This window comes from Roseitalea sp. (assembly GCF_984466335.1).
Genome location: NZ_CFIFWG010000146.1, coordinates 1 through 8,076, shown reverse-complemented (window position 1 = coordinate 8,076; position 8,076 = coordinate 1). Strand labels below are relative to the sequence as shown.

10 protein-coding genes and 1 pseudogene are annotated in these 8,076 nt (G+C 65.6%); 4 read left to right on the top strand and 7 right to left on the bottom strand.

The window, feature by feature from the left end; all coding sequences use genetic code 11:
• A pseudogene (locus AC5E6L_RS12370) lies at positions 1-799 on the top strand (helicase-related protein); the annotation flags it as partial.
• A 58-nt stretch (positions 800-857) separates the two neighbouring features.
• Here the strand turns inward: AC5E6L_RS12370 and AC5E6L_RS12365 are convergent.
• The 3 genes from AC5E6L_RS12365 to AC5E6L_RS12355 all read right to left on the bottom strand — a co-directional run bounded on the left by AC5E6L_RS12365 (position 858) and on the right by AC5E6L_RS12355 (position 3,554).
• Entirely contained in the window at positions 858-2,153 is a 1,296-nt protein-coding gene (locus tag AC5E6L_RS12365) for an ATP-binding protein (protein ID WP_491229045.1), read from the bottom strand.
• 179 nt (positions 2,154-2,332) lie between these two features.
• Positions 2,333-3,067, bottom strand: coding sequence for a response regulator (locus AC5E6L_RS12360; protein ID WP_491773654.1), 735 nt, complete (start codon positions 3,065-3,067; stop codon positions 2,333-2,335).
• A gap of 28 nt (positions 3,068-3,095) precedes the next feature.
• Positions 3,096-3,554, bottom strand: coding sequence for a MarR family winged helix-turn-helix transcriptional regulator (locus AC5E6L_RS12355; RefSeq protein ID WP_491229041.1), 459 nt, complete (start codon positions 3,552-3,554; stop codon positions 3,096-3,098).
• 163 nt (positions 3,555-3,717) lie between these two features.
• Between AC5E6L_RS12355 and AC5E6L_RS12350 the strand changes: the two genes are divergently transcribed.
• Positions 3,718-4,614 carry a branched-chain amino acid aminotransferase gene (locus AC5E6L_RS12350; protein ID WP_491773651.1) on the top strand — a complete coding sequence of 299 codons (897 nt, stop codon included), beginning with the start codon at positions 3,718-3,720 and terminating at the stop codon, positions 4,612-4,614.
• 15 nt (positions 4,615-4,629) lie between these two features.
• Positions 4,630-5,283, top strand: coding sequence for an MBL fold metallo-hydrolase (locus AC5E6L_RS12345; protein WP_491773649.1), 654 nt, complete (start codon positions 4,630-4,632; stop codon positions 5,281-5,283).
• Positions 5,284-5,304: 21 nt separating this feature from the next.
• On the opposite strand, the gene AC5E6L_RS12340 is transcribed toward AC5E6L_RS12345, so the two are convergent.
• Complete coding sequence (locus tag AC5E6L_RS12340) at positions 5,305-5,814, bottom strand: BA14K family protein (protein WP_491773647.1); 510 nt, start codon at positions 5,812-5,814, stop codon at positions 5,305-5,307.
• Between the two features lie 259 nt (positions 5,815-6,073).
• On the opposite strand from AC5E6L_RS12340, the gene AC5E6L_RS12335 reads away from it, so the two are divergent.
• On the top strand, positions 6,074-6,433 hold the full coding sequence (locus tag AC5E6L_RS12335; RefSeq protein WP_491229037.1) for a hypothetical protein: 360 nt from the start codon (positions 6,074-6,076) through the stop codon (positions 6,431-6,433).
• 79 nt (positions 6,434-6,512) lie between these two features.
• Here the strand turns inward: AC5E6L_RS12335 and AC5E6L_RS12330 are convergent, their stop codons facing one another.
• The 3 genes from AC5E6L_RS12330 to AC5E6L_RS12320 form a co-directional block, all read right to left on the bottom strand.
• Entirely contained in the window at positions 6,513-6,863 is a 351-nt protein-coding gene (locus tag AC5E6L_RS12330) for a tRNA-binding protein (protein ID WP_491229036.1), read from the bottom strand.
• 2 nt (positions 6,864-6,865) lie between these two features.
• Entirely contained in the window at positions 6,866-7,366 is a 501-nt protein-coding gene (locus AC5E6L_RS12325; protein WP_491229035.1) for a type III secretion system chaperone family protein, read from the bottom strand.
• A gap of 251 nt (positions 7,367-7,617) precedes the next feature.
• Positions 7,618-7,914, bottom strand: coding sequence for an accessory factor UbiK family protein (locus AC5E6L_RS12320; protein ID WP_491229034.1), 297 nt, complete (start codon positions 7,912-7,914; stop codon positions 7,618-7,620).
• Positions 7,915-8,076 lie beyond the last annotated feature (162 nt).

Below are 8,076 nucleotides of genomic sequence, written 5' to 3'. Positions count from 1 at the left end.
GCTGGTCACCGTGCTGACCAAGCGCATGGCCGAGGACCTGACCGAATATCTGCACGAACAGGGGATTCGTGTGCGGTACATGCATTCGGACATCGACACGATCGAGCGCATCGAGATCATCCGCGATCTTCGCTTGGGGGCGTTTGATTGTCTCGTGGGAATCAACCTCTTGCGCGAGGGTCTCGACATTCCCGAATGCGGCTTCGTGGCGATCCTGGACGCCGACAAGGAGGGCTTCCTGCGCTCGGAAACCTCGCTGATCCAGACGATCGGCCGCGCGGCGCGCAACGTGGACGGCAAGGTCATCCTCTATGCCGACCACGAGACCGGCTCGATGCAGCGGGCACTGGCCGAGACCGGCCGCCGGCGCGAGAAACAGCTCGCCTACAATGAAGCGCACGGCATCACGCCGCAATCGGTCAAGGCCAACATCGCCGACATTCTCGACAGCGTTTACGAAAAGGACCATGTGCGCGCCGACATTGCCGGCGCCGGGGGCGCGGCGGCCGACGAGGGCGCGCTGGTCGGCAACAATCTGGCCGCCCATCTCGAAGCGCTCGAAAAGCAGATGCGCGATGCGGCCGCCGACCTCGATTTCGAGACCGCCGCGCGCCTGCGCGACGAAATCAAGCGCCTGCGCGAGACCGAGCTTGCGGTGCTGGACGACCCGCTCGCCCACGGCGCCCCTCATGGCGAGCCTGTGGGACCGGAGGGGCGCGGCAAGCGCAAGAAGGGCGAAACATCCTATTTCCGCAAGAACAGGCTCGACGAGATGACCGTCGGCCGGACGGAAAAGCCAAGGCGGTAAGGCAGAGGCGGTAGGGCAGAAGAGGCGCCCGACATGCGGCCTCGGCGTCTCACACCGGCAGCTTCACCACCACCCGCAGGCCGCCCAGCGGCGAGCCTTCGAGCGTGATGTCGCCGCCATGCTTGCGGGCGATGTCGCGGGCGATGGAAAGGCCCAGACCCGTGCCGCTCGAATCGAGATTGCGCGCGTCGTCGATCCGGTAGAACGGCCGGAACACCTGCTCGCGCTCGCTCGGCGCGATGCCCGAGCCATTGTCGTCCACGGTCAGCGTCAGCCGGCCGCGCGCCACGCGCGCCACGAGTTCGATCCGCTCGGCATGGCGAAAGGCGTTCGAGGCCAGATTGCCCAGAAGTCGTTTGAAGGCGACGGGCCGCACCACGATGTCGGAACGGCCGAGCACGCTGACCTCGACCGTGCGGCCATGCAGCCTGCCCTGGTCGACGATCGCGGCGAGCGCGGCCTTCAAATCCAGCACGCCGGTCTCCTCCTCGACATCGCCGCGCGCGAAATCGAGATAGCCTTCGAGCATCGACTGCATGTCGTCCATGTCCTTTTCCATCGCCACGATCTCGGGCGAGGGCTCGCTCATGGCCAGTTGCAGCTTGAAGCGGGTCAGGATGGTGCGCAGATCGTGGCTGACGCCCGCCAGCATCTCGGTGCGCTGCTCGATCTGCTTTTCGATGCGCTCGCGCATCTGGATGAAGGCGAGCGAGGCCTGGCGCACCTCGATCGCCCCGCGCGGCCGGAACTCCTCGGGCAGGGCGTGGCCCTTGCCGAAGCCCTCGGCCGCCTCGGCGAGTTTCTGGATCGGCCGGATCTGGTTGCGCAGGAACAAGATGGCGATGAACAGCAGCACCAGCGAGGTGCCGACCATCCACAAAAGGAAGATATGGGTGTTGGACGCATAGGCCTGGCTGCGCCGGGCGAAGACGCGCAGCACCTTGTCATCGAGCCGGACGCGGATTTCGACCAGGTTGGAATCGCCGACCGTGTCGATCCAGAAGGGCCGGCCGATCTGCCGCGTGATCTCCTCGGACAGGATCTGGTCGAGGATGGAAAAGAAAGGCTTGGGCGCGGGCGCCGGCAGCGGGTCCGGCGGCAGGATGGCGATGTTCAGCGCGAGCCGCTCGCGCGCGATGCGCACGACCTCGGTGTAGCCGTCATCCTGCGGATAGGTCTCGATGACGTCGATGACCGCGGCGATGTCGCGCGTCACCGCCGTCGACAGGCGCTGGGTGACGGTCTGCCAGTGCCGCTCCATGAACACGAAGGCGATCACCGATTGCAGCAGCACCATCGGCGCGATGATGATGATCAACGAACGCGCATAGAGCCCGCGCGGCATGCGCAGCGTGGCCGACAAGGCCCATTGCCGCCATCTCAGCCAGACAAAGCGCAGCGCGCGCGCCGTGCGCCGGCGCAGACTGCGCCGGGGCGGAGAGGCCGGCTTGGCGCCGTCATGGTGTGCCAGTGTCATCTTGCCCTGCCGCCGCGCCGCAGAGCGGACCGGCGGGTACGCCATCGTCACTCGATCGACAGACGGTAACCCATTCCGCGCACGGTTTGAAGATAACGCGGATTGGCCGGATCGGCCTCCAGTTTCCGCCGCAGGCGGTTGATCTGCACATCGATCGTGCGCTCGCCGATCTCGGCGTCGCCGTCCGCCAGCGCGTGGCGGGCGATCGTCTCGCCCGGATTGCGGGCGAACCGCACCAATATGTCGCGCTCGCGGTCGGTCAGCCTGACCACCTCGCCATTGCGCTTCAGTTCGCGCTTGGCGATGACGAAGATGAACGGGCCGAACACGATCTGCTCGACCAGGCTGACGTCCTCGGGCGCGCGGCGGCGCACGATGTTGCCGATGCGCAAGAGCAGTTCGCGCGGATCGAACGGCTTGCCCAGATAGTCGTCCGCCCCCGCGTCCAACCCCTCGATGCGCTGCTCGGTCTCGCTGCGGGCGGTCAGCATCAGGATCGGCACGTCGCTCTCGCCGGCGCGTAGCGCCCGCGCGAGCGAGACGCCGTTTTCGCCGGGCATCATGATGTCGAGCACCAGCAGGTCGAAGGCCAGGCCCTCCATCTTGCGCCGCGCGTCGGCCGCGCTTTCGGCCGCCGTCACCCGGTAGCCGTTCTGCAACAGGTAGCGGGTCAGCAGTTCGCGGATGCGCGTATCGTCATCGACGATCAGGATGTGCGGTGCCCGGTCGCCCGGCGTCACCGCGCCGACAAGCTGCGTGGCGGTCGTATGCGGCGCGGTCATCGCTCGCCTCCATCGCTGCCGGCGCCGGTCACTTGAGCGCCCTGATCTGCGCGCGGGCCTGATCGCCGGCCATGGCCTTCAGGAACCTGGCCATGGCATCGTGGCTCTGGCCGGATTCGGTCAATGCCGTGTCGATGCGGCGAGACTGTGGCTCGCGCAGGCGCGCGATCAGCGCCTGGCCCTTTCCGGTCAGGTGCAGTTGACGGCGCCGCCGGTCGCCATGGCCGGTGTCCTGGCGCACGAACCCGCCGTCGATGAGTTGCTTGAGCACGCGCGACAAGCTCTGCTTGGTGATGCCGAGAAACGCCAGCAGTTCGGCCACCGTCAGCCCGGGCTTGCGGTCGACGAAGTGCATGACGCGATGGTGGGCGCGGCCGAAATCGAGTTCGGCCAGGATCGCGTCCGCGTCGGAAATGAAGTCGCGATAGGCAAAGAACAAAAGTTCGATCAGCGTTTCGGTGTCGGCGCTGCCGTTTGGTTCGGCCATCGGGCGGACCTGTTCCGCGAAATATGTCAGCCTTATTGACATATTTTCACCCGCTCTGTAAAGAGTGCAGGCCCGCGTCCGGCCAGGACGCGCACAACATCCACAACAACGGTCCCGCCCGCTGCGCGAACGCGGGCGCGGGTCGCGCGGCGGGGAAACGGCCATGGCGCAAAAGCCCTTCGACCGGCTCGACGGTGAAATCTGGCTGAACGGGTCGTTCGTGCCCTGGGCCGATGCCAAGGTGCATGTGCTCACGCACGGCCTGCATTATGCAAGCTCGGTGTTCGAGGGCGAACGCGCCTATGGCGGGGTGATCTTCAAGCTGACCGAGCATACCGAGCGGCTCGTCGAATCAGGGCGGCTTATGGGCTTCGAAATTCCCTGGTCGGTCGCCGAGATCGACGCGGCGTGCAAGGAAACGCTGGCGCGTCAGGGCTTTGGGGACGCCTATGTGCGCCCGATCGCATGGCGCGGCTCTGAAATGATGGGCGTTTCGGCGCAGCACAACGCGATCAACCTGGCCATCGCCGTGTGGGAATGGCCGAGCTATTTCGACCCGGCCGAAAGGCGCAGGGGCATCCGGCTCGACATGGCGCGCTACCGCCGGCCGGACCCACAGACCGCGCCCTGGAAATCGAAGGCCGCGGGCCTTTACATGATCTGCACCCTGTCCAAGCACGAGGCCGAGGCCAACGGTTATGCCGATGCGCTGATGCTCGACTGGCGCGGCCGCGTCGCCGAGGCGACCGGCGCCAACATCTTCTTTGTCAGGGACGGCGCGCTGCACACGCCGGTGCCGGACTGCTTCCTGGACGGGATCACGCGCCGCACCGTCATCGACCTTGCCAGGGCGCGCGGGCTGACGGTGAACGAACGGATCATCATGCCCGAAGAGCTCGACGGCTTCGAGCAATGCTTCCTGACCGGCACCGCCGCCGAGGTGACGCCGGTGTCCGAGATCGGGGCCCACCGTTTCTCGGTCGGCGAGATCACGACGGCGCTGATGGACGATTACGCACGGGCCGTGCGCCCTCCGGCCGCCTCGATCGCCGCCGAATGACCCCTTAGTCCCGTCATGGCCGGCGCGCTTCAGGCGATCATCGTCCCCGTCACGCAGTTCCAGCAGAACTGCACGCTCCTGTTCGACAACGACAGCAAGCGCGCCGTCATCGTCGATCCGGGCGGCGATGTCGAGCGCATCGTGGAGGCGGCCGAGGGCCACGGCCTGACCGTCGAACGGATCTGGCTCACCCACGGCCATATCGACCATGCCGGCGGCGCGATGGATCTGAAGGAGCGGCTGGAGGTCGAGATCGTCGGCCCGCACCGGGACGATGCGCCGCTGCTGGGCGCCCTTGAGGATCAGGCGCGCATGTTCGGCCTGTCAAAGCCGGCGCGCAACGTCACGCCCGACCGCTGGTTGGACGAGGGCGAGACGCTCGCCCTGGACGGCCACGCCTTCGAGGTTCTGCACTGCCCCGGCCACGCGCCGGGCCATGTCGTGTTCGTCAACCGCAAGGCGCGGTTCGCCCATGTCGGCGACGTCCTGTTTTCGGGATCGATCGGGCGGACCGACCTGCCGGGCGGCGATCACGACGCGCTGATCGCCTCGATCCGGGACAAGCTGATGCCGCTGGGCGACGATTTCGGCTTCATCTGCGGGCACGGGCCGGGCGGCCGGCTCGGCGAGGAGCGGATGACCAACCCCTTCCTCGCCGGCCGGCTCTGACCGCCCCCCACGGACCAGGCCCTACCTGGGAACGCAGAAATGGTCGCGCCCGTCATAACCGCGATAGGTGCCGCGCTCGGGGTCGAATGACCTGTAGCGGGCATCGCACCAGCGAAACCAGCCCGGCGACCAGGGTTCGAGCGTACTCTCATAGGTGATCACGCCCGGCGCGTCCGGCGCCGGCGGGTAATGGCCGCCGCCGCGATAAGTCGGATCGGCCGTGTGCGGCAGCGTCCGGTTCTGGCTGGCGATCGCGCCGCCGACAATGGCCAGGCCGGCCAGCCCCAGGATCAAGGCGGCCGCATCGCCATTGCCCCGGCGGTGAACCCGATTGCCATGCTTGCCGCGCCCGTGATGGCCATGGACATGGGCGCCCCGGCCATGACCGCACGGCCCGTCATGGCCGCACGGGTGAGCGCTCCAGCCGGGCCAGGCACCGTTGCGGCCGCCGGCCTGGGCGGTCACGGGCAGCGCGGTCAACGCCGTCGCGGCAACGGCCAGCGCGCCGATGCAGGTGCAAAGAAGCTTCATGATGCGTCTCCTCGGGCAGGATCTGGGCAGGACGATGCGGAACCCGCCGTCCGCCTATCGCTAAACCGTCCGACCTGAACGCGGTCTGAACGGCGAAGCGTTGAAGGAAGCAGGGATAAATCTGTAATAAACCGCAGGTTGATGTAAGTTGCAGTAAGTACTTATTTGAAAATTAATTAATATTAATACTTCATTAATCGAGAATTAAATGCAATAATGAAGCTTCATATTTTCAGGATTCAACGAAAGGACAAATGTCATGGCGACACATTACACCTTCGACGACGACAAGATTGGCGCCGCACTCGAAGCGGCGCGGCAGGTGCACAGCGCGGACGTTCTGGCCGAACGCGCCCGATCGCTCGACCCGGCCGACGACGGCCATTTGAGCATCTCGGGCGGGTGCATCGCTGTGACGGTCGAGGACGGCAAGATCTGCCTCGAACTGCCGCTTGGGATCGGCAAATATTGCCTTCCCATCCCCAGTGTCTTCCCGGACGGCACGGCGGCGCAGGCATGCATCCATATCTGCACGACATGGGGCATTCCGACGGGCGTGCGCGTCACGGTTTCGATCGCCGGTCACGTGGTCATCGAGAAAACCTTCCTCAAATGCTGACCGAAGCGCCCGGCGCAAAGCCCGCTTGAGCGGCATCGGGCTTTCCCCTTGCGGTTCAAGACGGAGTGGAGCGCTAGCGCTACATCAGCCGCTGCCCGTTCGCCACCGGCTTGTCGACGGCGGCGAGCACGATGGCGCCATGGGCGTCCTCAAAGCCCAGCGTCAGCACCTCGGACCGGATCGGCCCGATCTGGCGCGGCGGAAAATTGACCACCGCCATCACCTGCCGGCCGATGAGGTCTTCGGGCGCGTAGTGCACCGTGATCTGCGCCGAACTCTTCTTGATGCCGATCTGGGGGCCGAAGTCGATCATCATCCTGACCGCCGGCTTGCGCGCCTCGGGAAACGGCTCGGCCTCGATGATCGTGCCGGTGCGGATATCGACCTTGAGGAAGTCGTCAAAGGAGATGAACGCGTCCCCGCCGGCCACCCTCAAGCCTCCCCGACCGTCTCGAACATGGCGTGGTCGAGCGCATCGCGCGCGCTGACCCCGGACCAGACGACGGACTGGAAAGCCTGGAAGTAGCACTCGCAGGTTTCGATCGCGCTCGACAGCATCACCTCGACCTGCGCCTCGGTCGGCTCGGCGCCACCGGCCAGGATCAGCGAATGGCGGAACATCACCGCCCCCTCCTGCTCCCAGAAATCGAAATGGCCGATCAGAAGCTGCTCGTTGATCAGCGACAGGAGCCGCGTCAATTCGCCGATGCGGGGCTTCTGGACGGCCACGTCGAACGCGCAGGCGAAATGCAGCGATTCGAAATCCGGCATCCAGGCATAGGAGATATGATAATTGGTCCAGTTGCCGGCGAAGGCGACCGCGATCTCGTCGTCGCCCGTGCGCTCGAAGTTCCAGTCGCGCACATGCGCCACATGCTCGATCACGTCGACCGGGTGGGCCAGCCTGTCTTGGTCCAGTTCAAGAAGGGTCATCAACACATCCAAGGCTTCGGCCGGCGAGGCCGGCCGCGACGCCGCCGCAGCACCGTCACGAATCACTCAATAATTTCAGTGTATTGATGAGTGACCTAAGGGAAAGCCCCGGCGAGGCGGTCACGACCAAACAGATGTGGAAGGCCGGTTTTGCCCACAGATTCGCAACCGCGGTAAGCGACTCTCGACAAAGGCTTTTCGCGCAAGGCGGACTCGGTTCGTTCCTGTGGAAAAAATCCTTTGCAAAACCGTCATTTGCGGCCTGTATCGGATGTTTTGGGAGCCTTTTTGCCTTCGAGCCCGGCGATCCGCGCTTCGAGTTCGTCGACACGGGCGGAAAGCCGTTCGGCGGTGGCGGCGGCCTTCAGCGCGGCCTCCTTCATCGCCTCGAACTCCTCGCGCTGGACGACATCCATCGAAGCGAGGAACTTTTCGGCCTGCGCCTGGAACATGGTTTCGGCCTCGCGCCGCATGCCCTGCGCCGCGCCGGCCGCATCGGTCATCAGCTTGGCGAAATCGTCGAAAATCCTGTTTGGGCCTGTCGTCATCGTTCCATCTCCATTATTGCCATTTACCTATGGTCGCCCGCCGCCGCGCACAAGGCGCGAGCGATCGCGGGCGAACCGGGGAACGCATTCATGGACACCGCGCTGCTGACCCAGGCCGCACTGGCTTTTCCCGACATCGATCCGGTGCTGATCCGAATCGGG